Source organism: Amycolatopsis sp. cg5, assembly GCF_041346955.1.
In the GTDB taxonomy this organism is placed as follows: domain Bacteria; phylum Actinomycetota; class Actinomycetes; order Mycobacteriales; family Pseudonocardiaceae; genus Amycolatopsis.
This window is the reverse complement of the sequence record NZ_CP166849.1, coordinates 283,792-306,806: the sequence shown is the minus strand read 5'-3', so window position 1 is coordinate 306,806 and position 23,015 is coordinate 283,792. Positions and strand designations below refer to the sequence as shown.

General features: G+C 68.9%; 23 protein-coding genes. 6 read left to right on the top strand and 17 right to left on the bottom strand.

Annotated features, from left to right (window positions below; genetic code table 11):
- Positions 1-5 precede the first annotated feature (5 nt).
- From AB5J62_RS01605 to AB5J62_RS01575, 7 genes are all read right to left on the bottom strand, one after another.
- Positions 6-554, bottom strand: coding sequence for an NADH-quinone oxidoreductase subunit B family protein (locus tag AB5J62_RS01605; protein WP_370946313.1), 549 nt, complete (start codon positions 552-554; stop codon positions 6-8).
- Between the two features lie 4 nt (positions 555-558).
- A complete protein-coding gene (locus tag AB5J62_RS01600; RefSeq protein ID WP_370950146.1) occupies positions 559-966 on the bottom strand; it encodes an NADH-quinone oxidoreductase subunit A in 408 nt (135 codons plus the stop codon).
- 339 nt (positions 967-1,305) lie between these two features.
- Positions 1,306-2,592 carry a geranylgeranyl reductase family protein gene (locus AB5J62_RS01595; protein ID WP_370946312.1) on the bottom strand — a complete coding sequence of 429 codons (1,287 nt, stop codon included), beginning with the start codon at positions 2,590-2,592 and terminating at the stop codon, positions 1,306-1,308.
- Positions 2,589-3,293 carry a demethylmenaquinone methyltransferase gene (locus tag AB5J62_RS01590; RefSeq protein ID WP_370946311.1) on the bottom strand — a complete coding sequence of 235 codons (705 nt, stop codon included), beginning with the start codon at positions 3,291-3,293 and terminating at the stop codon, positions 2,589-2,591. The genes AB5J62_RS01595 and AB5J62_RS01590 overlap by 4 nt, the downstream gene beginning before the upstream one ends.
- Positions 3,294-3,422: 129 nt before the next feature.
- Positions 3,423-4,487 (bottom strand): DUF3592 domain-containing protein, encoded by a 1,065-nt coding sequence (locus AB5J62_RS01585; protein ID WP_370946310.1) that lies wholly within the window; start codon positions 4,485-4,487, stop codon positions 3,423-3,425.
- 122 nt (positions 4,488-4,609) lie between these two features.
- Positions 4,610-5,713, bottom strand: coding sequence for a glycosyltransferase family 4 protein (locus AB5J62_RS01580; protein ID WP_370946309.1), 1,104 nt, complete (start codon positions 5,711-5,713; stop codon positions 4,610-4,612).
- Positions 5,714-6,784 (bottom strand): glycosyltransferase family 4 protein, encoded by a 1,071-nt coding sequence (locus tag AB5J62_RS01575; protein WP_370946308.1) that lies wholly within the window; start codon positions 6,782-6,784, stop codon positions 5,714-5,716.
- 824 nt (positions 6,785-7,608) lie between these two features.
- Between AB5J62_RS01575 and AB5J62_RS01570 the strand changes: the two genes are divergently transcribed.
- Entirely contained in the window at positions 7,609-8,445 is an 837-nt protein-coding gene (locus tag AB5J62_RS01570) for an inositol monophosphatase (protein WP_370946307.1), read from the top strand.
- Here the strand turns inward: AB5J62_RS01570 and AB5J62_RS01565 are convergent.
- From AB5J62_RS01565 to menD, 3 genes are all read right to left on the bottom strand, one after another.
- Positions 8,411-8,869, bottom strand: coding sequence for a DUF3592 domain-containing protein (locus AB5J62_RS01565; RefSeq protein WP_370946306.1), 459 nt, complete (start codon positions 8,867-8,869; stop codon positions 8,411-8,413). The two genes, AB5J62_RS01570 and AB5J62_RS01565, sit on opposite strands and share 35 nt — an antisense overlap.
- A 65-nt stretch (positions 8,870-8,934) precedes the next feature.
- Positions 8,935-10,452 (bottom strand): M1 family metallopeptidase, encoded by a 1,518-nt coding sequence (locus AB5J62_RS01560; RefSeq protein ID WP_370946305.1) that lies wholly within the window; start codon positions 10,450-10,452, stop codon positions 8,935-8,937.
- Between the two features lie 133 nt (positions 10,453-10,585).
- Entirely contained in the window at positions 10,586-12,274 is a 1,689-nt protein-coding gene (menD, locus tag AB5J62_RS01555) for a 2-succinyl-5-enolpyruvyl-6-hydroxy-3-cyclohexene-1-carboxylic-acid synthase (RefSeq protein WP_370946304.1), read from the bottom strand.
- A gap of 52 nt (positions 12,275-12,326) precedes the next feature.
- Between menD and AB5J62_RS01550 the strand changes: the two genes are divergently transcribed.
- The 3 genes from AB5J62_RS01550 to AB5J62_RS01540 all read left to right on the top strand — a co-directional run bounded on the left by AB5J62_RS01550 (position 12,327) and on the right by AB5J62_RS01540 (position 15,479).
- Positions 12,327-13,250, top strand: a complete 924-nt coding sequence (locus tag AB5J62_RS01550) for a 1,4-dihydroxy-2-naphthoyl-CoA synthase (RefSeq protein WP_370946303.1) — start codon at positions 12,327-12,329, stop codon at positions 13,248-13,250.
- 24 nt (positions 13,251-13,274) lie between these two features.
- Complete coding sequence (menE, locus tag AB5J62_RS01545; protein WP_370950145.1) at positions 13,275-14,414, top strand: o-succinylbenzoate--CoA ligase; 1,140 nt, start codon at positions 13,275-13,277, stop codon at positions 14,412-14,414.
- A gap of 192 nt (positions 14,415-14,606) precedes the next feature.
- Positions 14,607-15,479 carry a 1,4-dihydroxy-2-naphthoate polyprenyltransferase gene (locus AB5J62_RS01540; protein ID WP_370946302.1) on the top strand — a complete coding sequence of 291 codons (873 nt, stop codon included), beginning with the start codon at positions 14,607-14,609 and terminating at the stop codon, positions 15,477-15,479.
- On the opposite strand, the gene AB5J62_RS01535 is transcribed toward AB5J62_RS01540, so the two are convergent.
- The 3 genes from AB5J62_RS01535 to AB5J62_RS01525 are packed head-to-tail and all read right to left on the bottom strand — an operon-like array spanning position 15,465 to position 17,292.
- On the bottom strand, positions 15,465-16,544 hold the full coding sequence (locus AB5J62_RS01535; RefSeq protein WP_370946301.1) for a PLP-dependent cysteine synthase family protein: 1,080 nt from the start codon (positions 16,542-16,544) through the stop codon (positions 15,465-15,467). The genes AB5J62_RS01540 and AB5J62_RS01535 overlap by 15 nt on opposite strands.
- Positions 16,541-16,804: a DUF4229 domain-containing protein gene (locus AB5J62_RS01530; protein ID WP_370946300.1), complete on the bottom strand. Its 264-nt coding sequence runs from the start codon at positions 16,802-16,804 to the stop codon at positions 16,541-16,543. The genes AB5J62_RS01535 and AB5J62_RS01530 overlap by 4 nt, the downstream gene beginning before the upstream one ends.
- Before the next feature lie 11 nt (positions 16,805-16,815).
- Entirely contained in the window at positions 16,816-17,292 is a 477-nt protein-coding gene (locus AB5J62_RS01525) for an Lrp/AsnC family transcriptional regulator (protein ID WP_176968836.1), read from the bottom strand.
- A gap of 192 nt (positions 17,293-17,484) precedes the next feature.
- On the opposite strand from AB5J62_RS01525, the gene AB5J62_RS01520 reads away from it, so the two are divergent.
- Positions 17,485-17,697 (top strand): BldC family transcriptional regulator, encoded by a 213-nt coding sequence (locus tag AB5J62_RS01520; protein ID WP_037366226.1) that lies wholly within the window; start codon positions 17,485-17,487, stop codon positions 17,695-17,697.
- A 194-nt stretch (positions 17,698-17,891) separates the two neighbouring features.
- Positions 17,892-18,071 (top strand): hypothetical protein, encoded by a 180-nt coding sequence (locus AB5J62_RS01515; RefSeq protein WP_091294192.1) that lies wholly within the window; start codon positions 17,892-17,894, stop codon positions 18,069-18,071.
- Positions 18,072-18,130: 59 nt separating this feature from the next.
- Here the strand turns inward: AB5J62_RS01515 and AB5J62_RS01510 are convergent, their stop codons facing one another.
- The 4 genes from AB5J62_RS01510 to AB5J62_RS01495 all read right to left on the bottom strand — a co-directional run bounded on the left by AB5J62_RS01510 (position 18,131) and on the right by AB5J62_RS01495 (position 22,788).
- Complete coding sequence (locus AB5J62_RS01510) at positions 18,131-19,423, bottom strand: AAA family ATPase (RefSeq protein ID WP_370946299.1); 1,293 nt, start codon at positions 19,421-19,423, stop codon at positions 18,131-18,133.
- Positions 19,424-19,490: 67 nt separating this feature from the next.
- The gene (gene ccsB / locus AB5J62_RS01505; RefSeq protein ID WP_370946298.1) at positions 19,491-20,462 is read right to left on the bottom strand and encodes a c-type cytochrome biogenesis protein CcsB; all 972 of its coding nucleotides are present in this window, start codon (positions 20,460-20,462) and stop codon (positions 19,491-19,493) included.
- 2 nt (positions 20,463-20,464) lie between these two features.
- On the bottom strand, positions 20,465-22,018 hold the full coding sequence (locus AB5J62_RS01500; RefSeq protein ID WP_370946297.1) for a cytochrome c biogenesis protein ResB: 1,554 nt from the start codon (positions 22,016-22,018) through the stop codon (positions 20,465-20,467).
- Entirely contained in the window at positions 22,015-22,788 is a 774-nt protein-coding gene (locus AB5J62_RS01495; RefSeq protein ID WP_370946296.1) for a cytochrome c biogenesis CcdA family protein, read from the bottom strand. The genes AB5J62_RS01500 and AB5J62_RS01495 overlap by 4 nt, the downstream gene beginning before the upstream one ends.
- Positions 22,789-23,015: the final 227 nt, after the last annotated feature.

The window sequence follows — 23,015 nt, the reverse complement described above, 5'->3', positions numbered from 1 at the left end:
GTCGCTCACTTCTTCGCGTACTTGATGGACGAGGCGATCAGCTCGGTGCGCGCGCCACTGGCCTCGCGGAGCGCGGCCCGGCGGGCGTTGATCGGCTCGTCCTGGATCTTGGCGTGCAGCTTGAGGATCGCGTCGAGCAGCATTTCCGGGCGCGGCGGGCAGCCGGGGAGGTACATGTCGACCGGCACGATGTGGTCGACGCCCTGCACCACGGCGTAGTTGTTGAACATCCCGCCGGACGAGGCGCAGACACCCATCGCGAGCACCCAGCGCGGCTCGGCCATCTGGTCGTAGATCTGACGCAGGACGGGAGCCATCTTCTGGGTCACGCGACCGGCGACGATCATCAGGTCCGCCTGGCGCGGCGTCGCGCTGAAGCGCTCCATGCCGAAGCGGGCGATGTCGTAGCGCGAGCCACCGACCGTCATCATCTCGATCGCGCAGCAGGCGAGGCCGAAGGTCGCGGGCCACAGCGAGTTCTTGCGCGCCCAGTTGACCAGCCCTTCCAGGCTGGCCAGCAGGATTCCGTTGGGGAGTTTCTCTTCCAGACCCATGGCTCTAGTTCCAATCCAGCCCGCCGCGCCGCCACACATAGGCGTACGCGAACCCGACGGTCACGATGAACAGCACGATCTCCACCAGGCCGAACATGCCGAGAGCGTCCGCGCTCACCGCGAACGGGTAGAGGAAGACCATTTCGATGTCGAACAGGATGAACAGCATCGCGGTGATGTAGTACGCGACGGGCATCCGGCCGCCACCCGCGATGGGCTGCGGCGAGGGTTCGATCCCGCATTCGTAGGCCGAGAGTTTGGCCTTGTTGTAGCGGCTCGGGCCGACCAGCGGGCCCAGGAGCACCGACAGCACGGCGAAGCCGAGTGCCATCACGAAGAGGAAGACCAACGGGAGGTACATCTTCAGGCCAGGCGTCTGCGCCTGTGCCACCTGTTCGGTGGCGGCCAACATCAGCACGGGTTTCGCCATCCTTTCCGCGCCGCTGCGGGATCGAGTTGGGCTTGGTTGAGACAGCCCTCGGACGGCACCCTAAGGGACCTGGATCACACGTCTGAGGGTTAGGGCACCCTTACGGGCCGTGCTTGCTTGTGAAAATCTTCACAAGCGACCCGTCAAAGTTGTGAAGCGATTCACAAAGCATGGGGCCGAGTGTAGGACGTGACTCACAGTCTTGTCCCTAGGCCCCGTGGTATAAGGGTTACCTAACTTCCGCAGAGCGAAAAAGCCGGGACCAGCGATGATCGTTCCGGGAGCCCGACATAACGGGCGTACTGTGATCTATCCCACGCCTCAGCGAGGCGAGGGAGTCACCCTGGCGAGCGCGGCGATGAGCCGGTCGACACCGTCTCCGCCCTTGGCGTCGTAGCAACCGGAAAGCCCCTTGTAGACCAGGGGAAGGATGCTGTTGATCCGCAGCCCGTACTTGGTCGCGGCCCGCATCACCTTCGGCTTGCCGATCAGCTTCGCGAAGACGTTCCCGAGCCGGTAGTAGCCGCCCATCAGCTCCGCGACAGCTAAGGGGTAACCCTCAAGTGCACGTTCACGCGACGGGCCTTCGCGCCGGGCGAGCGCCTGCACGACGCACTCCGAAGCCAGCTGCGCCGACTCCATCGCCGCCGAGATGCCCTCGCCGTTGAACGGGCTGACCATGCCGCCGGCGTCGCCGAGCAGCAGCAGGCCGTTCCGGTAGTGCGGAGTGCGGTTGAAGCCCATCGGCAGCCCGGCGCCGCCGACCTTGCCGATCGCGTTCTCCTCGCGGTAGCCCCATTCCTCCGGGGTCCCGTCGAGCCACTGCCGCAGCAGCGCGCGGTAGTCGGTGCTGCGGAACGAAGCCGAGGTCGACAGCATGCCGAGCCCGACGTTCACGGTGCCGTCGCCGAGCGGGAACGCCCAGCCGTAGCCCGGCAGCAGCTTGGGGTTGCGCGGGTCGGACTTGTCCCACAGTTCGAGGTGCCCCTCGATGAACGGGTCGTCGTGGCGCGGGCTCTTGTAGTACCGGCGCACCGCGACACCCATGGGGCGCTTGTCGTTCTTCTCGATGCCGACGGACAGCGCGAGCCGCGCGGACACGCCGTCGCAGGCGAGCACCAGCGGCGCCCGGTAGCTGACCGGCGTCTTCTCGGGGCCGACCTTCGCCTCGACACCGACGACCCGGCCGGTGTGGTCGGTGATCGCGCTGGTGACGGTGGTCTTCTCGTACAGCCGCGCGCCCGCCTTGACCGCGGTCTTCGCGAGCAGGTCGTCGAAGTCCTGGCGGGTGCGGGAAACCCCGTACGGCGGGTAGCTGGTCAGGTCCGGCCAGTCGAACTCGAGCGTCTGGTCACCGGTGAGGATCCGCAGGCCGCGGCTGTGCACCCAGCCCGCGTCCTGGCTGGTGTCGATGCCGAGGTCGATGAGCTGCTTCACGCCACGCGGGGTGAGGCCGTCGCCGCAGACCTTCTCGCGCGGGAAGCTGGTCTTCTCCAGTAGCAAGACGTCCACCCCGGCGCGCGCGAGGTACGTCGCGGCGGTCGAACCGGCCGGGCCTGCGCCGACGACGATGACTTCGGCGTCGTGGTCGGGGTTCCGCTTGCTCATGATTCGGAGTCTACGTCGGGCTTCTTGGCGCGGTGGACGGCTACGACGCCGAAAGTGAGATTCATCCACTCCACATCGGACCAGCCCGCGGACTCGATGATCTCCGCGAACTGGCGCTGCGCCGGCCATTCCAGCATCGATTCGGCCAGGTAGGCGTACGCCTCGGGGTTGCTGGAGAAGCGGCGCCCGACCCAGGTCATCGCGCGCAGCATGAACTTGCGGTAGACGAACCGCAGCGGCGCGAATGTGGGCGTCGACACTTCGCAGATCACCAGCCGGCCGCCCGGCCGGACCACGCGCGCGATCTCGGCGAGCGCGGCCTTGGTGTCGACGAAGTTGCGGATCCCGAGCGTGATGGTCGCGACGTCGAAGCTGCCGCTCGCGAACGGGAGGTTCAGCGCGTCGGCGGCCACCATCGGGACCTTGCGGTGCTTGCCCGCCTTGAGCATCCCGAACGAGAAGTCCGCCGCGAGGCACCACGCCCCGTTGCGGGTGTACTCGACGGTCGACACGCCGGTGCCCGCGGCCAGGTCCAGCACCTTCTCACCGCGCTTGGCGTCGAGCACGCGCGCGGTGGTGTTGCGCCAGCGACGGTCGAACCCGAAGGTCATGAACGAGTTCGCCCGGTCGTAACCGGACGCGACGTCGTCGAACATGGCGGCGACTTCGTGCGGATCCTTGTCCAGACTCGCTCGTGACATAGCCGAAGCGTAGACCGGCCTGGTTGAGAGCCCGCTCGCCCTCAGCCTCCACCCCATCGAGTGATCGAACACCTGTGCGGCCGGGCGTAGCTTGGAGGTGTAGGCGATGTTTGAAAACCGAAGAGCGAATCAGCCGAGGAACCGGTGATCGGTCAGGCCGAGAGCCTTGGCGGGCACCGCGTACGGCACGTTCCGCCACCGGCCGCGCTCGAAGAGCACGACCATGGTCCGTCCGGTGCCGCCGACCCAGGCCTTCCGGTCTGGTTCATGCCTCAGCTTGGTGGACCCGTGTGTCGAGAGGACCGCACGCAGCCTGGCGTTCGTCCCGTCGTCGTAGCTCACGTGCAGGTCAGGCGAGTTCCGGTTCTTGCGGATCGGGTAGTCGGGCACCACCGTCACCCTGGCCGACCGCCAGCCGGTCTTCAGCACCGCCCGGTACCTCCGTCGCCAGGCGACCCCGGCGAACACGCTGCAGGGCATGAAGATCAGTGCGAGCAGCATCGGCACCACGCAGAATCCGGTGAGAACGCCGCTGGTGTTCTTCTCTTCGAGGGTCCGTACGTGGTCGGGATCGGCCGGTTCGTAGATCACGGTGACGGTCTGGGACTGGTAGTACGTCAGGTCGGTGTCCCGGTCGATCTCGGCGCAGTGCCACACCTGCCCGACGTAGTACGACACATCGATCGACGGTGAGCCCTTGGTGGGGTTGTGCACGCCCACCACCTGGCCGGGCACACGGGTTCCGTTGGCCAGCAAGGTTTCCGCGGCCGAGTCGAGGACCGACAACCCGACGATGCCACCGACGAAAACGCCGAACCACAGCACCATGAGGCCATAGGCACGCAGGCCGATGAGCCGCAGGCGGCGGGTATGGGCGTCGAGATCGTGCCCGCTGCCGTCGACGACTCGCGTCTTCGACGCAGGCTGCCATCGGTCGATCGCCACGTCGTCCGGATGCTTCGCCACCCGCAGTCGCCTGACGCTCAGCACCCAGATCGACACGGACACAGCGAGCACGCCGAAGTCCGCCGCCAGTTCGCCGTCGTCGAGCACATAGCTGGGCGCCAGCAGCGACCACGTCGTACCGGCGACGAACACCACGAACACCAACGCGGCCACTACCCCGACGGTGATCCACAGCCCGCGTCGACCTCTCGGACGCGGACCGTTGCCGGTGAATTCCCCCAGTTCCATGAACCGAGCATAGGACTGCGGCAAGCCCTCTGAACAGGAAAAACGTCCGCGACCAACGACACCGGCGACGAAGGCAACCCGTCGGCTGCCGAGCGCGTGCAAGCAGTCAGTGCCTCAGTACGTCAGCCGAGCGCGGCGAGCATCCCGCGCACGGCGACCGGCCAGGCGAACTGCTCGGCCCGTGCCCTGGCCGCCTTGCGGCGCGAGTCCTCGGGACTGTCGAGCAACCCGGTGACCGCGTCGGCGAAGGCGGGCGCGTGGTCGTCGACGGCGGCCCCGCATTCCGGCCGGACGATCTCCCGCAGCGCGGAGGACGCCGAAACGACCACCGGCGTCCCGGAAGCGAGCGCTTCGAGCGCGGCGAGCCCGAAGGTCTCATGAGGACCCGGCGCCAGCGAAACATCCGCGCTGGCAAGCAATCGGGCAACCTCGTTGCGGCCGTCGAGGAACCCGAGGAACGTCACGGGCAGGCCTCGCGCCCGGCGTTCCAGCGCGCGTCTTCGCGGCCCATCTCCCGCGACGACCAGTCGCACGTTGGCACCGGCCTCGGTCAGCTCGGCGACCGTGTCCACGCTGCGTTCCACGTGCTTCTCGGGCGAGAGCCGTCCACAATGGACTAAAAGGGCGTCGGCGGTGCCCGCGAGCTCGTGGCGCCACGAGCCATCTCGCCTGGCGGGTGTGAAGGTCGCGAGGTCGACGCCGAGCGGCACGCGCTGGACGTTCGGCGCGGCGATCCGATCGAATTCGGCTCTGGCGAAGGAAGTCGTGCAGACGACCGTGTCGTAGCTGCCTGCCATCCGCCGGTTCGCGGCGTCGGCGACCCGGCGGGCCAGCTGCTCCGGCAGCAGGAACTGTTCGAGCAGCCGGTCCAGGCGCTCGTGCGAGATGACCACGCTGGGCACCCCGTGGTCGCGGGCCCAGACGCCCATTCCGCGCAGGGTCAGCCGATCCGAAACCTCGAGACGGTCCGGTTCGAGCCTGCGCAGGATGGCCCGCACCCGATGTGGATCGACGGCCCGGTACCCGCCGGTTCCTGGAATCTGCAAGGCGGGCAAGGAAAACCGGCGCACCCCGCTCGACAGCAGCTCGTCGGCGTACCGGCGGCCAGGCACGACCAGCGTCACCTGGTGTCCACTCGCGACATATCCGGCGCCGAGGTGGTGCAGTGCCGTCTTCAGCCCGCCGGACCGCGGTCCGTAGAAGTTGGCGAGCTGGACGATGTGCACCTAGGCCGCCTTGGCCGCACGCCCAGTCACCGCTTCGTAGTGGCCGACGAGTTCGTGGCAAACGGCGGGCCAGGTACGGGAAAGCACGACCTTGCGCGCCCGCTCGCCGAGCCGCTCCCGCAACGCCGCGTCCCTGAGGTCGTTCACCTTCTCGACCAGCGCGCCGGCGAAGGCGTGACGGTCGGCGGGCAACAGGAACCCGGTGCGGCCGGGCAGCACGAGATCCTTGGGACCTCCCGCGTTCGGCGCCAGCACGGGCAGTCCGGAGGCCATGGCCTCCTGGATCGTCTGGCAGAACGTCTCATGTGGACCGGTGTGCACGAAGACGTCCAGGCTGGCGTACGCCTCCGAGAGCTCATCCCCATACCTGGCACCGAGGAAGGCGGCGCCGGGGATCCGCTCCCGCAACGTCTGCAGCTCCGGCCCGTCACCGACCACGACCAGCCGGACCCCGTCCAGCCCCGCCAGCGCGGTCAGCCGGTCGACCTCTTTCTCAGGCGCGAGCCGCCCGACGAACCCGACCAGCAACTCGCCGTTGGGGGCCAGCTCCCGCCGGAACGCCGCCGAAGCGTGCGAGGGCGAGAACTTGTCGATGTCGACGCCCCGCGCCCACCGGTGCACTCGCGGCACTCCGTGCAACCTGAGCTGTTCCACCGAGTCACTCGACGGCGCCAGCGTCCGATCGGCCCGGCTGTGCAGCCTGCGCACCCACCGCCAAGCCGCCCGCGCCGCGATCCCGAACCCGTAAGCGGCCGCGAACCCGGCGATGTCCGTCTGGTAGACCGCGATCGACGGCACCCGCAGCCGCCGCGCGGCCGCCAGCCCCCGCGCCCCCACCACGAACGGCGAGGCCAGGTGCACCACGTCGGGCCGGAACCCGGCCATCGCGGTCAGCACGGTCCTGGTCGGCACCCCGACCGGCAGCGAATGCACCCCGGGGAAGTCCAGCGCCGGAATTCGCACCACCGGCGCGCCCCGATACTCGGTCGGCCCCGGCCCCGGCGCGATGATCAGCACATCATGCGCCCGCTCGCGCAGGTGCTCAACCACCCGCAGAACAGAGTTGGTCACGCCGTTCACCTGCGGCAGAAAACTTTCGGTGACTATGGCGACTCGCACACCCCCACCCTCCCACCCGCCCCCAAACCCCCCGTAACCCTCAAACCAACGCCCGCCGAACACCTCCCCCACCCACTCCCCACCCACCCGCGCAGGCACGCCCACTCCCGGATCCCGCCCGCCGACTCCCCAGGCACGCCCGCCGACCACCTGGGTACGCGCGCCGACTCCCAGGGCACGCATGCCGACTGCTTGGGCACGCGTGCCGACCGCCCAGGCACGTGTGTCGTCCGCCCAGGTACACGTGTCGTCCATCCATAAACGCGTGTCGTCTACCTGGGAACGCGTGTCGTCCATCCATGAACACGCGTCGTCCGCCTGGGCACGTGTGCCGACTCCCGGAGGCACGCGCGCCGACCACCCAGGCACGCATGCCGACTCCCGGAGCACGGGGGGCCGACTCCCCCAGGTACGTGTGCCGACCGCCCAGGTACGTGTGCCGACCATCTGGGTACGCGCGTCGTCCGCCTGGGTACGTGTGCCGACTCCCCAGGCACGCGCGCCGACCGCCTAGGTACGCGAAAGCTCCCCGGGCAAGTCTTTGCCGCTCCCGCACGCGTCTTTGCTGCTCCCGCACGCGTGTTTGCCCGTCGCGTACGTGTCTTTGCCGCCCGCGTACGTATCTTTGCCGGTCCCGTATGCGGGCCGACCCGGCCGGAACCCGGCGGACCCGGGGGCGTCAATCCCCGAGGTCGGGGTGGAAAACCACAGACAGCCCACCACTTGTCATCTCAAGGTCGTGTCCCGGAAACCAGGGCAGCCCACACTAAAGAAGCATGACCCTCTTGTCCTCCAGGCCCCCGCAGCCCGTCGAACCTGGGCTGCTGTCGAGGGCGCTCGAGGTCGCCGGACGACTGGCCAACGACGCCACCGATGTCATCACGGCGACCGCCGGGCGCGGCGCGCACCCCGACACCAAGGACTCACCGTTCGACTGGGTCACCGATACCGATCGCATTCTCGAACGGCATACGCGGCGGGTGCTGGCCGCCGAATTTCCCGGGATTCCGGTGGTCGGTGAGGAGTTCGGGGCCGATCATGGCGCCGATGTCGCCGACTACCGGTGGGTGGTCGATCCGGTCGACGGGACCGCGAACTACGTGGCCGGGGTTCCGTGGTGCGCTTACAGCCTCGCGTTGATCGATGCTTCGGGGCCGGTGGTCGGGGTGGTGGCCGATCCTTACCGCGGGCAGATCTACGCGGCGGCGCGTGGGCGTGGGGCGCGTGCGAACGGGAAGCCGATCAAGCTGATGGATCGGCCGAGTCCGGCCGGCGCGATCGTGTGCACCGAGCTGACCAGGACCGGGCCGTGGCCGGGGATGGGCGAGTTCATCGAGCGGGCGGCCGCCGCTCATGTCGGGGTGCGGGTGCTGGGGTCGGCCGCGCTGTCGATCGCGCAGGTGGCGCTGGGGCATGCGACCGCCGCCGTGCTGCACAGCTACAGCGAGTGGGATGTCGCCGGTTCGGTCGCGCTGGCGATCGAGGCCGGGGCCGTGGTGCTGGACCGGCATGGCGAGGACACCGCGTTGCCCGCGGACGGGGTGCTGGTGGCCGCGCCGAGTGTGGCCGACGAGGTGCTCAGCTGGTGGCAGGAGACGGCTGCGCTGCTGTGACCTGGCGGTTGTTCTGGCGGCGGATCCACCAGAGCACCGGGGTCGCGATCAGCCAGGTGATCAAGATCGTGATGCCGAGCGGCACCAGTGTCGTGGTGAACGTGCGGCCCGCGACCCGGGTGAGTTCGGGGTCGCTCGCGTCGTACTCGATGCGGACGAGGGCGCCCGCGGCGAGGCCGCTCGGGTAGAGCACGCCGTTGGCCGGGCTGTGGACGATGCCGTCGGGCGTCGAGTAGCGGATGATCGTGCGGTCGAAGGCGACGGACTCGACGGTCGCGTCGGCCTGGCCGACCTGGCCTTCGATGGCGTTGTCGTTGCGGATCGCGGCGAACAGCAGTGCCAGGCACATCAGGGTGAGCAGCGAGGCGACACCGAGGGTGGCACGCCACCCGATGCGCCTAGCCCGCTCGCCTTTCGCAGTCACGCCGCGAGCGTACCCACAGAGCCCGTCCCGGCATGGTGCAGGCACCGTGCCGGGACGGGCGCACCTCAGTGCTGGTGGCCCTCGGCCAGCAGGCGGTGGGTTTCCTGGATCTGCCGGTACGACTTCGGCTCACTCACGGCGGCCCTGGCCGCGAACGCCGCGGACGGGCCGTTCGGGCCGACGGCGGGCTTGGCCGGGGTGTACAGCCAGGTCTGGAACAGGTCGTACAACGGCTTGCCGGACACCTTCTCCGCCAGCGCGATGAACTCCGGGATGACCGCGGTCTTGCCCTTCTTCACGCTCGACCAGGTCTGGAGGATCCTGAAGAAGGAGTCGTCGCCGACGGCCTTGCGCAGCGCGTGCAGCGCGAGGGCGCCGCGGTCGTAGACGGCGTCGTCGAACTGCTTGTCCGCGCCCGGGTTGGCGGGCAGGACCGTCCAGAACGGAGCGTCGGCCGGTGACGAGTCGTAGGTGAACTGCGCCAGCTCGTCGGCCGTGCCTTCGCCCTGCTCCTCCGACCACAGGAACTGGGCGTAGGAGGCGAAGCCCTCGTTCAGCCAGATGTCACTCCACTTGCCGAGCGCGACCGAGTCACCGAACCACTGGTGTGCGTTCTCGTGCGCGATGAGCGAGGTGTTCGCGCCCTTGGCGAAGTTGCGCGCGCCGTAGACCGGGCGGGTCTGGTTCTCGAGCGAGAAGTTGATCCCGCTGGTCACGACCCCGCCCTGCGCTTCGAACGGGTACGGCCCGAACTTGCTGGCCAGGAACTCGTTGATCTCGGGGGTGCGCTCCACGCTGGCCTTGGCGGCGTCGAGCGAGTCGCCGAGGTCGTTGCCGTATGCGGTGATGAACGGCTTGCCGTCCGGTGTGGTCTGCAGGTTGACGTCGTACTTGCCGACCTCGAGCGAGGTCAGGTACGTCGCCTGCGGCTGGGTGCTGCGCCAGTACCAGCGGGTCCAGCCCGCGCGGTTGCGCTCGGTGCGCACGAGCGAGCCGTTCGACAGCGCCACGACGTCGTTCGGGACCTCGACCGAGACGTCGAAGGTCGCCTTGTCGGTCGGGTGGTCGTTCGACGGGTACCACCAGGCGGCGCTCTGCGGCTCGTCGACGGCGAGCGCGCCGGTCGGCGTCTTCTTCCAGCCGTTGGCGATGCCGTCGATGACCACCTTGGACGGGGTGTCGGCGTAGGCGACGGCGACCGTGATGGGCAGTCCCTTGGCAAGCGGTTTCGCGGGCTTGACGATCAGTTCGCCGTCGGCAGTGTCATTCGTGAACTGCGCAGGCACATTGTTCACCCGGACTGATTTGACCTTGAGTCCGAAATCGAGGTTGAAACTGGACAATTCCTGCGTGGTCGTCGCGATAATCGTCGTGGTGCCGTTGAGCAGGTCGGTCGACGGTTGATAAGTGAGCCGGATGTCGTAATGCGCTACGTCATAGCCACCATTGCCCGCGCCCGGATAGTAGGGATCTCCGACGCCCGGCGCACCAGGTCCTGGCGCCGCACCGGCCGCCGACGCGAAGAGGGCGACCGCGATACCACCGGCCACCGCACCCCACCCGGCACGAGTTCTGTTCCGCATGACCAATTCCTCCCGAAGTCCGATGAACGGGCTGAACGTATCGGGGTATTCATGGTCGAGAAACAGCCAAAAGGCGGGTCTTGCCACGTGGGAATGCGAGCAAAAACTTTTGACAGCGGTTCAACTACGGGTATCAGGAACCGGCGACGGCCGACTTCACCGCCGCGCGGACGCGGGCGTGCAGGTCGCGGTGCCTGGTGCGGTCGACCCGCACTTCGACCACGCGCAGGCCGGGCTCCGGGCGCAGCGCGGCGCGGAACTCGGTCAGCGTCTCGGCGACGATGTGCGGCACGTGGTAGCCGGCGCACAGCGCGCCGAGGTCGGCGCCGTGCGGAGTGCCGAACACCCGCTCGAAGCTGGCGCTGTGCTCGGGCGCGCCCTGTTCGAGCAGCGAGAAGATGCCGCCGCCGTCGTCGTTGAGCACCACGATCGTCAGATCGGGGCGCTGCTCGGCCGGTCCGGTGAGCAGGCCGTTCGTGTCATGCAGGAACGTCAGGTCGCCGATCAGCGCGTACGAGTGGCCGCGGTGCACGGTCGCGGCGCCGATCGCGGTCGACACCGTCCCGTCGATGCCCGCGACACCGCGGTTGCGGTGCACGAGCACGTCGGGGCGCAGCCGCCCGGCGAGCGCGACGTCGCGGGTCGGGTTGGACGAGCCGACCACGAGCAGCGAGTCCGGCGGCAGCGCGTCGATGAGCTCGGAGGCGAGCCGCAGGCCGCTTGGCCACGGCTCGCCTGCCAGCGCCTCGGTGACGGCGGCGTGCGCGGCGGCGTCGGCGCGCTGCCAGTGCGCGAGCCACTCCGGGTCGGCGGGCTTGGTCGGCTCGGCGAACCACTGCCCGACCTGGCGGACGTTGTGCGCCGGCGCGGGCCAGTCGGAGTCGGGACGGACGAGCAGCACCTCGACGTCCGGATCGGACAGCACGGCCTGGACCTGCCGGAACACGGTCGGACGGCCGAGGCAGAGCACTTGCTCGGGCTTGTGCTCGCGGATGAACTCCTCGACACCCAGCAGCCAGGCGCCCGACGAGATCGCGGTCGCGCCGCCCAGCCCGATGCCGCCGGTCTCGGAGACCACCGGCCAGCCGTGCTGCTCGGCCCACTCGCTGGCCGCCTGCACGCCGGTGTCGCACGCGATGACCAGCCCGCAGCGGGCGGACGGGACCACGAAGGACGGCAGCGCGCCGAAGTCGGGCAGCTCGGTCCATCGGGCACCGCCGGGACGGCCTTCGAGTGATTCGTACCACTCGAGCGCGACGGCGCCGTCGGAGTCGAAGTCCGGGACCAGCGGTTCGCGGAACGGGATGTTCAGGTGGACGGGCCCGCTGCGCCACTCGCCGTACGCGGCGTTCCAGGCCCGGCAGATCTGACTGCGCCAGTACGAGTTCTGCCCGGCGCGCCGCTCGGCGACGGCGAGCTCGTCGAAGTACCTGATCGCGTCGCCGTAGAGGCGCGCCTGGTTGATGACCTGGCTGGCGCCGGCGGAGCGCAGCTCCGGCGGCCGGTCGGCGGTCAGCACGATCAGCGGGACACCGGCGCGGTCGGCTTCGAGCACGGCCGGGTGAAAGTTGGCGGCGGCGGTGCCGGAGGTGCACAGGAGCGCGACGGGGCGGCCGGTCCTGGCGGCGATGCCGAGCGCGAGGAAGCCGGCGCTGCGCTCGTCGATCCGCACGTGGACCTGCACGCGGCCGGAGGCGGCCGCGTCGTAGAGCGCGATCGAGAGTGGCGCGTTACGGGATCCCGGGCAGAGCACCACGTGGGACACCGTGTTGCGGACCAGTTCATCGACGATGACCCTGGCCTGCGCGGTGGAAGGATTCACCGGCAGTCTCCTGGTGTCTCGTCAGTACTCATGGCCACCTATTCTCCCAAACGTGGATGACGCCCAGGTTTCCGAGCTGTTCGACCCGGCCTTGTGGACCCCGATCGAGGGTTTCGACTTCACCGACATCACGTATCACCGGTCCGCTGAGGTTCGCTCAGGCAAGCGGGTCGTGCGCATCGCGTTCGACCGTCCGGAGGTCCGCAACGCCTTCCGTCCGCACACCGTGGACGAGCTGTACCGCGCGCTCGACCACGCGCGGATGAGCTCGGACGTCGGGTGTGTCCTGCTCACCGGCAACGGCCCGTCCGCCAAGGACGGCGGCTGGGCGTTTTGCTCCGGTGGTGACCAGCGTATTCGCGGAAGGTCCGGCTATCAGTACGCGGACGGCGAGACCTCCGACACGGTGGACCCCGCGCGGGCGGGCCGGCTGCACATCCTCGAGGTCCAGCGCCTCATCCGGTTCATGCCGAAAGTGGTGATAGCGGTCGTTCCCGGCTGGGCCGCCGGCGGCGGGCACTCGCTGCACGTGGTGTGCGACCTCACGCTCGCCTCCGAGGAGCACGCCCGCTTCAAGCAGACCGACGCCGACGTCGGCTCCTTCGACGGCGGCTACGGCTCGGCCTACCTGGCCCGCCAGGTAGGCCAGAAGTTCGCCCGCGAGATCTTCTTCCTCGGCCGCACCTACACGGCGGCCCAGATGGAGACCATGGGCGCGGTGAACGCCACCGTCACGCACGCCGAGCTGGAAGCCACCGCGCTCGAGTGGGCGTGGGAGATCAACGGCAAGTCGCCGACCGCGAACCGCATGCTCAAGTACGCCTTCAACCTGATCGACGACGGTCTCGTCGGCCAGCAGCTGTTCGCGGGCGAGACCACCCGTCTGGCGTACATGACCGACGAAGCCGTCGAAGGCCGCGACTCCTTCCTGCAGAAGCGCGACCCCGACTGGTCCAGCTACCCGTACTACTACTGATCCGAGCCGAACGTGCCACAGAAGATCCGCGAAGTCTGGCTGGACGGCGGCCCCGAGGGCGTCCGTGAGCTCACGGACGCCCTCAAGGACGCGCTGGCGGGTGGTCAGCCGATCCTCCCGCTCAACGCCAAGGACCCCGGCGCCAAGGCCGTCCGCGACGCGATGGCCCCCGAGCTGCCGGTGGAGCCGGACACGGCCGTGATCATCGCCACCTCGGGCTCGACCGGCACGCCCAAAGGCGTCCTGCTCTCGGCGGAGGCGCTCCTGGCCTCCGCCAACGCGACCTACGAGGCGATCGGCCCGCACGGCCCGTGGCTGCTGGCCACCCCGCCGCACTACATCGGCGGGCTCCAGGTCATCACCCGGTCCATCGTCGCGGGTCTTGAGCCGATCCTGCACGACGGCGACTTCACGACGGGCACCGACAAGGCCTACGAGATGACGGACGGCCGCGAGTTCTACACCGCGCTCGTGCCCACCCAGCTCGTCGACGTGCTCGACAAGGGCGGTCCGGCGCTGGACGCGCTCAAGACCTTCGAGACGATCATCATCGGCGGCGCTCCCCTGCATCCCGAGGTGCGCAAACGGGCGGACCGCGCCGGGCTGGCCGTCGTCGCGGCCTACGGCATGAGCGAGACCGCGAGCGGCTGCTTCTACGACGGTCGCCCACTCGACTGCGTCAGCGTCGAGTTCGGCGACAACCAGCGCATCCGCATCTCGGGCGACACCCTCGCGCACGGCTACCGCCTGCAACCCGAACTGACCGCCGAATGCTTCGTCGACGGCTGGTTCGAGACCTCCGACCAAGGCCGCCTCGACGAGAACGGCCTGCTCGAAGTGCTCGGCCGGGTCGACGACATGATCAACACCGGCGGCGTCAAGGTGCCGGCCACCGCCGTCGAGCGGGTCCTGATCAGCCAGTTCGGCGTGAAAGACGCCTGCGTGGTCGGCGTACCGCATCACCGCTGGGGCGAGACCGTGGTCGCGGTCATCGTCGCCGACGGCGAGCCGTCGATCGAGTGGCTGCGTGCCGCGGTGCGCAAGGCGGCGGGCCCGGCGGCCGTACCCAAGCGCTTCGAATTCGTCGACACGCTGCCGCTGCGTGGGCCGGGCAAGATCGACCGCGCCGCCGTGCTCAGGTCACTACTATCGTCGGGAAAATGACGACATTTGGTTGACAATTAACCAAGATCGGTCTGCACTCGGGTGATGCGCACCCGAATCATCGCCGCCGTAGCCGCGCTCAGCTTCCTCGTAGTCGCACCGCCCGCGTTGCCGAGCAGCGGCACGCTCACCTGGTCCGTGAACTCGGAGACCACCGCCTAGCCTCTCGGCTGATCTTGCAAGAATGTCGCCATGGCGACAGTGAGTGAGTGGATCGAAGGGGCACGCCCGCGGACGTTGCCGAACGCCGTGGCCCCCGTGGTCGCCGGAGCCGGCGCCGCCGCCGCGCTGGACGCCTTCTCCTGGTGGCGCTCGCTGCTCGCGCTCTTCGTCGCGCTGGCGCTGATCGTCGGCGTCAACTACGCCAACGACTACTCCGACGGCGTCCGCGGCACCGACGACAACCGCGTCGGGCCGCTGCGCCTGGTCGGCTCCGGCAAGGCCAAGCCGAAAGCCGTGCTGGCGGCCGCGCTCGGCTCGCTCGCGCTGTCCGGCGTGCTCGGCCTGCTCACGGTCGTGCTGACCGGCCGCTGGCTGCTGCTGGTCATCGGCGGCGCGAGCATCCTCGGCGCCTGGTTCTACACCGGCGGCAAGAAGCCGTACGGCTACTACGGCTTCGGCGAGATCGCCGTGTTCGTCTTCTTCGGGCTCGCCGGCGTGCTCGGCACGGTCTACGTCCAGTCGGAGCGGCTCAGCTGGGCCGCGCTCGCCTGCGCGGTCGCGGTCGGCTGCTTCTCGAGCGGCGTGCTGGTCGCCAACAACCTGCGCGACATCCCCACCGACATCGAGGCCGGCAAGCGGACACTGGCCACCCGCCTCGGCGACCAGGGCACCCGCCGTCTTTACCTGACGCTGGTGGCCATCCCGTACGTGATGACCGTCGCGCTGTGGTTCTCGTACCCGGTGACGCTGCTCGCGCTGCTCAGCGCGCCGCTGCTGATCAAGTCCGTACAGGCGATCCGGACGGACGCGCAGGGCCGCGCGCTGATCCCGGCGCTGCGTGACACCGGGCTCGCCATGCTCGCCTGGGCCGTCCTGACGACCGTCGGCCTATTCGTCGGCTGAGAACGTCCCGCTGGTCAGGAACTTCTCGAACTTCGCCTGGTAGGGCGCGATGTCGAGGTTCTGCTCGGTCAGCCACTCGTCGTTGTAGTACGTGTTGGCGTACCGCTCGCCGCCGTCGCACAGCAGCGTCACGACGCTGCCCGCCTGGCCTTCGTCGAGCATGCGCGAGATGAGCTGGAAGGCGCCGTAGAGGTTGGTTCCCGTCGAACCGCCCGCCCAGTGCCCCGTGCGCTGGCGCAGCAGCCTAATGGCCGCCAGCGACCCGGCGTCGGGCACCTGGATCATCTCGTCGATCACGGTCGGGACGAACGACGGTTCACAGCGCGGCCGTCCGATGCCCTCGATGCGCGACGGCATCCCGGTGCCGTAGTCGAGCGCGCCGGTCTCCCACGCGCCGTAGAACGACGAGTTCTCCGGGTCGACGACGGCGATCTTCGTGGGGTGCCTGCGATAGCGGACGTACCGGCCGAAGGTGGCGCTGGTGCCGCCGGTGCCGGCGCCGACGACGATCCACGACGGGATCGGGTGCCGCTCGGACACCATCTGCGCGTAGACCGACTCGGCGATGTTGTTGTTGCCGCGCCAGTCCGTCGCGCGCTCGGCGTAGGTGAACTGGTCGAGGTAGTGCCCGTTGCACTCCGACGCGAGGCGCTCGGCCTCGGTGTACATCGCGGCCGGGGTGTCGACGAAGTGACACTGCCCGCCGTAGAACTCGATGAGCGCGACCTTCTCCGGGCTGGTCTTGCGCGGCACCACGGTGACGAACTTCAGCCCGAGCATCCGCGCGAAGTAGGCCTCGGACACCGCCGTCGAGCCGCTGGAGGCCTCGATGAGCACGGTCTCCGGGCCGATCATGCCGTTGACGAGCCCGTAGAGCAGCAGCGAGCGGGCGAGCCGGTGCTTGAGCGAGCCGGTCGGGTGGACGGACTCGTCCTTGAGGTACAGGTCGATGCCCCAGTCCGGCGGCAGCGGGAAGACGTGCAGGTGCGTGTCGGCGCTGCGGTTGGCGTCGGCCTCGATGATCCGGACGGCCTCGCGGACCCAGCTGCGGCGGTTGAGCCTCACGAGTCACCCCGCAGCTGCGCGCGTAGCTTCGCGCGCTCGGTGGCGCGCTTCTCGTTGCGCTTGGCCAGCCCGGCGGTCACCCGCGCGTTGAGCGGGCGGAGCAGCAGCATCCCGAGCGGCAGCCCGGCGATGATGCCGACCACCAGCGCGACCAGCACCGGCACGTTCGCCAGCGCGAGCGGCGCGGCGATGACGGCGACCAGCGCGAACCGGGCGAACATGTACAGAGTCAGGTCGCGGTACAGGTGATCTGTGCTCACGAACCAGCAGGTTACGCGCCGCTGTTCACGCTCGGGCTGTCGAGGCTGGCGTTGTTCGCCCTGCCCTCGAACCGGGTGGACAGCACGACCGTCGTGCGCGTGCGTGCGACCCCGGCGATCCGGCGCAGCCTGCTGAGCGCGCGTTCCAGGTCGTCCACGGTCGAAACCCGCACCTTGACCACGAAGGCCTCGTCGCCTGCCACGGCGTAGCAGCTTTCGACCTCGTCGAGCTGGCTGAGCGCCTCGGCGACGTCGTCGTCCTCCGCCGTGTCGGTCGGCTGGATGCCGACCAGCGCGGTGACGCCGAGTCCGACGGCGCTGGGGTTCACGACGGCGTGGTAGCCGGTGATGACGCCGGCGGCTTCGAGCTTCCCGACCCGCTCGTGCACCGACGACGCGGACAGCCCCACGGATCTGCCGAGGTCGGCATAAGTCGCTCGTCCGTTGACCCGCAGCGCCGCGATGATCTTCCGATCCAGGGAATCCACCGACCCACCCTATGGGCCATGTCAAAGCTCACGACATGACCGATTTATCCTTTAAGGGCTCTTTACTCTTGGACAACCGTTCGAGTACCTGACGGGTGAGATGCAACGATTGCCGTGTTAGCACCCGGCGAAGGCAGGCGAGCAGCCTGTTCTGCCCCCGGTATAGCAGCGAAGTCGTTAAGGAGGCGGAAAATGACCGCGACCATGGGAGGACGACTCCTCACGCCGGGCGAAGTCGCCGCGTTGTTCCGAGTCGACCCGAAGACCGTGACCCGGTGGGCGACCGCCGGCCGCATCGGCTCCATCCGGACCCCTGGGGGCCACCGGAGGTTCCGCGAGTCCGAGGTCAACGAGCTACTGGCCGAGCTCACCACCGACGCGAGCGAGCCCACCCGCAAGATCTGAGCCGCACTGTTCGGCTCTTGAGTGAGTGCATACCCAGACGGTTCCTGGCGGTGCCGCGGGATTGCCCTAGTACCGGGTTTGTACTTGGGCAATCCCGCGGTGCCGCCAGGGGCCGTCTGGGCGGCCACGCTCGCGGCCCTTTGTGGCTTTCCTGGGTTACCCTCGGGGGTATACGGAAGGGAGCGGGCGAAATGGTGTTCTTCCTGCTCGCGTTGATCGGTGCTGTCACCGTCGCCGTCCTGTTGTGGCGAGCGTTCGGCGCCGAGCGGGTCGGCGTGGCCAGCAGGCCCCGCACGATCGCACCCGACGACGACCCCGACTTCCTGCGCAAGCTCGGTGAGCAGCAGCGCAAGCGCGGGGACGACGAAGGGTGAGCATCACCCCGGGATAAAGCGGGCTTTACTCCCGGGAGTAAAGCGGGCTTTATCCCGGCTCAGCGGTACTGCTGCTGGGGGCCCGCGAAGCCGTCCGCGACGGTCGCGGCCAGTTCGAGCAGCCCGAGCCTGGTGTCCGGGTTCAGCCGGTCCAGCTCGATCTCCGCGCCCTCTTCGAGGTGCGGGTCGAACGGGATGCGGCACACCGCGCGCACCCGCGCGCCGAAGTGCGCGGAGAGCTTGTCCAGGTCGACGGAGCCGCCCTTGGGACGCACCGAGTTGATCACCGCGACCGAGCGTTTGACCAGCTCGCCGTAGCCGTGCGCCTCCAGCCAGTCCAGCGTCGCCGAAGCGCTGCGCGCGCCGTCCACCGAACCGGACGAGACGATCACCAGCGAGTCCGCGACGTCGAGGACGCCCTTCATCGCCGAGTGCATCAAGCCGGTGCCGCAGTCGGTGAGCACGATGTTGTAGAAGTGCTCAAGCAGGTTGACCGTGCGCCGGTAGTCCTCCTCGGAGAACGCCTCCGACACGGCCGGATCCTGCTCGCTGGCGAGGATCTCAAGCCTGCTGGAGCCCTGCGAGGTGTACGAGCGGACGTCGCTGTAGCGGGTGATCCGGTCCGCGTCGCGCAGCAGGTGCCGCACGGTCGCGGTGGTCTCGATCGGGATCTTCTGCGACAGCGTGCCGCGGTCGGGGTTCGCGTCGACGGCGACCACGCGGTCACCGCGCAGCGAGGCGAACGTCGAGCCGAGCGTGGTGGTGGTGGTGGTCTTGCCGACGCCGCCCTTGAGGCTCAGCATCGCGATCTTGTAGCAGCCACGCAGCGGCTGGTTGACCCGGCCGATCAGCTCGCGACGCTTCGTGTCCGCCGGGCTCTCACCCGGGTTGATCAGCTTGCCGGAGCCGACGTAGACCGCCTTGCGCCAGCCCGACTGCGGGCGGCGCTTGACCTGCTTGACCAGGTGCGCGGTGGACAGGTCGGCGCCGCCGTTCATGGCGTGCCGCCCGTGCTGCGGCTGCGGCAGCTGACCGGGCTGCTGCTGGTACTGCTGCGCCTGGGCCTGCGGGTGCAACGGCGGCAGGTTCTGGTCGTACTGCGGCACCGGGTACGGGCCGGAGACGTTGGGGTTCACCTGGTAGGGCCCGGACATGTTCGGGTTGACCTGGTGCGGTCCCGAGCTGCTGGGATTGACCTGGTGCGGGCCTGAGGTGGCCGGGTTGACCTGGTAACCGCCGGAGTTCGGGTGCGGCGTGGAGTCGGTCCGGTCCTCGGAGAACATCGGTTCCGCCGAGGTGGACTCTGCCGGTTCGGCGGGCCCCTGGGTCGGCTCTTCGCTGGGTCCGGTCACCGGTGTGTTCCTCCCGCTTACCTTGAACGCCTTACCCACGCACGGTAGCCGGGCGTGAGGTGGATCATCAGCCGACCCCGGCGTAGGAGTGCAGCCCCGCCGTGACCAGGTTGACGAAGAACAGGTTGAAGACGGTCGCCGAGAAGCCGACCACGTTGATCACCGCGGCGCGCTTGCCGCGCCAGCCGGCGGTCGCGCGGGAGTGCAGGTACGCGGCGTAGATGACCCAGGCGATGAAGGCGACTGTCTCCTTGGGGTCCCAGCCCCAGAACCGGCCCCACGCGGCCTCGGCCCAGACGGCGCCGCAGAGCACGCCGAAGGTGAAGATCGGGAAGCAGATGATCGTCGTCCGGTACGCGATCCGGTCGAGCACGTCGGCCTCGGGCAGCTTCGGGCCGAACTTGGGGAACTTCGCCGGGTTGCTGTCGTGCGCGGTCCGGAACAGGTAGAGCACGCTGGCCACCCCGGGCACCAGGAACGCGCCGGAGGACAGGATGGCCGCGGAGACGTGGATGATCAGCCAGTACGACTGCAGCGCGGGCTGGACCGGCGCGGCGATCGTGTACAGCATCGTGCCGTTGACGAACATCAGGATCACGACCGGCAGCAGCATGAACCCCGACAGGTGCCGCACCGGGAACTTCTTGATCACCACCAGCCAGGTGACGACCGCGACGAACATGGTCGCCATGCCGTACTCGTACATGTTGCCCCACGGCGCGCGGTGCGTCGCGAGCCCGCGCAGCACGATCGCGCTCAGGTGCAGCAGCGCGCCGAGCACGAGGAGCGCGGCGCCCATCCGCCCGATCCGCTCCGCGCGGCCGGTCTGCGGCGGGGTGGAGATCACACCGGGGGTCTCGGTGACCGACGGGCCACCGGCGCCGACCAGCACCTTCTGCTTCGCGCGCTCGGCGGCGGCACGGCCCTTGGCGCCGAACGACTGCTCGATGAGGAAGAACACCAGCGCCAGCACGTAAATCGCCGCCGCCGTGGTGTACGACCAGTCGCTGTACTGCGACAGCGTCTCGTTGATCGGCATGCTCAGGACCCCTTACCCAACTCCCGGGTGATCCGGGTGAACTCCTCGCCGTAGCCCGCTTGGTCGGTGCGGGCGAGCCCGGCGACCTCGACCACGGTACCTGCCTCGCCCTCGCCGCCCGGTGTCGCCCGTACCCACACCCGCCGCCGCTTGACCAGCAAAGACGCGCCGAGACCGAGCAGCATGGCGATCGCGCAGACGAGCACGTAGCCCTGCGTCGGGTCGTGCGAGACCTGCAGCGAGACCCACGGGCGGGCGCCGTCGAAGCGGATCTTGGTGCCGTCGTCGAGCGCCACGTCCTGGCCGACTTCGAGGTTCTTGCGCGCGACCTTCTTCAGCCTGCCGTCGTTGATCAGCGACTGGTCGACCTCGAAGATCGACTGCCCCTTGCCGTTGTCGGTGCCGATGTCGCCGCGCAGCACGTCGATGGCGACGGCGGGCTTGTCCAGCTCCGGCCGCGCCGAGGTGAGCACGTTGCCGTGCAGGAACGCGGTCGGCGCGAGCAGCCCGGTGATCGCGAGCTGCTTGGTGCGCCGCACGGCCGGGTCGGTGATGCCAGGCGGGTCGAACTTGGTCGCGCCCTCGGAGAGCTTGGTCTGCTCGTTCACCGGCCGCCACTGGATGGTCTGCGTGCGGCTGGTGCCGTCGGGGTAGGTGACGGTGAACGTCGGCGAATACCCGTACCCGAGCAGGTAAAGCCGCTCGCCGCCGGTGCGCAGCGGCGAGTTGACCTCGAGGCGGTAAGGCTTCCAGGTGCTCAGGTCACCCGCGGTCTGGTATTCGACGTCCGCCGAGTACTGGATCGGCTGGCCGATGTCGGTGTACTTCGCGGTGAAGTCGTTCACCTTGACACAGAAGGGATTCAGGTCGGTCCCGTCGACACGCAGGCCGGCGTTGAAGGCGTCGTAGGCGTAGATGCCGGAGTTGCAGAACTGGTCTTTCCCGTTGGCCTGCACGATGACCTGGCCCTCGTAGCCGAACATCTTGCCCAGCGCGAAGAACACGATCAGCCCGAGCATCCCGAAGTGGAACACCAGGTTCCCGGTCTCGCGCAGATAGCCCTTCTCGGCGGAGAGACTGTCGCCGTGCTCGGCGATCCGCCAGCGCCCCAACCGTTTCCGGCTGTCGGCGAACACCTCGTCCGGCGTCCGCTCGGTGACGAACCGCGTGTAGTGCGGCATCCGCGCGAGATTGCGCGGCGTCAGCACCGGCTTCGCCCGCATCGACTTCACGTACTCGAAGCTGCGCGGCGTCAGGCAGCCGACGAGCGAGATCATCAGCAGCAGGTAGATCGCCGAAAACCAGACGCTGCCGTACACCTCGAAGAACTGCGCGCGGTCGAGCAGCGCACCCCACCAGCCGTGCGCGGTGATGTACGCCTCGGTCTTGGGCGCGTTGAGCGTGCGCTGCGGCAGCAAGGCGCCAGGCAGCGCCGCGAGCGCGAGCAGGAACAGCAGCACCAGCGCGGTACGCATCGACGTGAGCCCACGCCAGGCGTTGCGGAGGAACGCGAGCTTCGGCGCCGAGTAGGCAGGCCGCTCTTCAGTCGTGGTCACAGTGGCAACTTCGTGTTGGAGACAACGGAATTCCTCAGTACACCGATCAGCTCGCCCCACAGCCCGGTCACCAGCAGCACCCCGACGATCAGCAGCAGCACCCCGCCGAAGATCTGCACGTGCCGCCCATGCCGCCGCACCCAGTCGGTGGCCCGCACGGCCCACCGCGCCCCGAACGCGATCAGCAGGAACGGCACCCCGAGCCCCACGCAGTAGATCAACGCCAGCGCGACCCCGCGCACCGCCGTGCCCCCGGTCGCCGTCGCGATCGAGAACACCCCGGACAGCGTCGGCCCGAGACAAGGCGTCCACCCGAGCCCGAAAACAGCACCCAGCACCGGCGCGCCCCACAGCCCGCCGCGCGGCACCTTGTGCGACCGGACTTCCTTCTGCAGCCACGGAATCCAGCCGAGGAACACCAGCGCCATCGCGATGGTCACCACCCCGCCGACCCGCTGCAGCACGTCCTCGTTCACCAGCAGGACGTCCGCGAGCCAGACCAGCGTCCCCATGGTCCCCACGAACACCACGGTGAACCCGAGCACGAACAACCCGGCCGCGCCGACGACCGCGTACCGGCCCTTCTTGCGCTCCTCGTCCGCGCTCACCGCGGGCGCGTCAGCCCCGACCAGCGCGGCCAGGTACGCGAGGTACCCCGGCACCAGCGGAACCACACACGGCGAAGCGAACGAAACCATCCCGGCGAGCAGCGCCACCCCGGCGGCGAGCAGCAACGGCCCGCTCATCGCCAGCTCGGTCAGGTTGCTCACCTGACCAGCCTAAAGAGTGAGCTTCCTGTGAACCGCCCGGGTCCCACGTACGGATCCCCGGCTTCCGGGCGGTCGGAGAGCTGGCATTGACCAGCTTCGGCTTCGGCTGATCCACACAAAAGCCACTTGTGTAACGCTCAACGTGACATAAGCCCCGTTCGTCACGTCCAGCTTCCCACCGGAAGCACGAGCCGGAGTCACGTGAGCGCCACGCAACGTGGAGCGTC

Bases quoted from the DNA above. Each gene is read 5' to 3' on its own strand.
- AB5J62_RS01520 (WP_037366226.1), top strand. From the start codon at position 17,485: ATGACCGCGACCATGGGAGGACGACTCCTCACGCCGGGCGAAGTCGCC.
- ccsB (WP_370946298.1), bottom strand. From the start codon at position 20,462: ATGCCGATCAACGAGACGCTGTCGCAGTACAGCGACTGGTCGTACACC.
- AB5J62_RS01600 (WP_370950146.1), bottom strand. From the start codon at position 966: ATGTTGGCCGCCACCGAACAGGTGGCACAGGCGCAGACGCCTGGCCTG.
- AB5J62_RS01570 (WP_370946307.1), top strand. From the start codon at position 7,609: ATGACCCTCTTGTCCTCCAGGCCCCCGCAGCCCGTCGAACCTGGGCTG.
- AB5J62_RS01605 (WP_370946313.1), bottom strand. From the start codon at position 554: ATGGGTCTGGAAGAGAAACTCCCCAACGGAATCCTGCTGGCCAGCCTG.
- AB5J62_RS01540 (WP_370946302.1), top strand. From the start codon at position 14,607: ATGGCGACAGTGAGTGAGTGGATCGAAGGGGCACGCCCGCGGACGTTG.
- AB5J62_RS01595 (WP_370946312.1), bottom strand. From the start codon at position 2,592: ATGAGCAAGCGGAACCCCGACCACGACGCCGAAGTCATCGTCGTCGGC.
- AB5J62_RS01560 (WP_370946305.1), bottom strand. From the start codon at position 10,452: ATGCGGAACAGAACTCGTGCCGGGTGGGGTGCGGTGGCCGGTGGTATC.
- AB5J62_RS01590 (WP_370946311.1), bottom strand. From the start codon at position 3,293: ATGTCACGAGCGAGTCTGGACAAGGATCCGCACGAAGTCGCCGCCATG.
- AB5J62_RS01585 (WP_370946310.1), bottom strand. From the start codon at position 4,487: ATGGAACTGGGGGAATTCACCGGCAACGGTCCGCGTCCGAGAGGTCGA.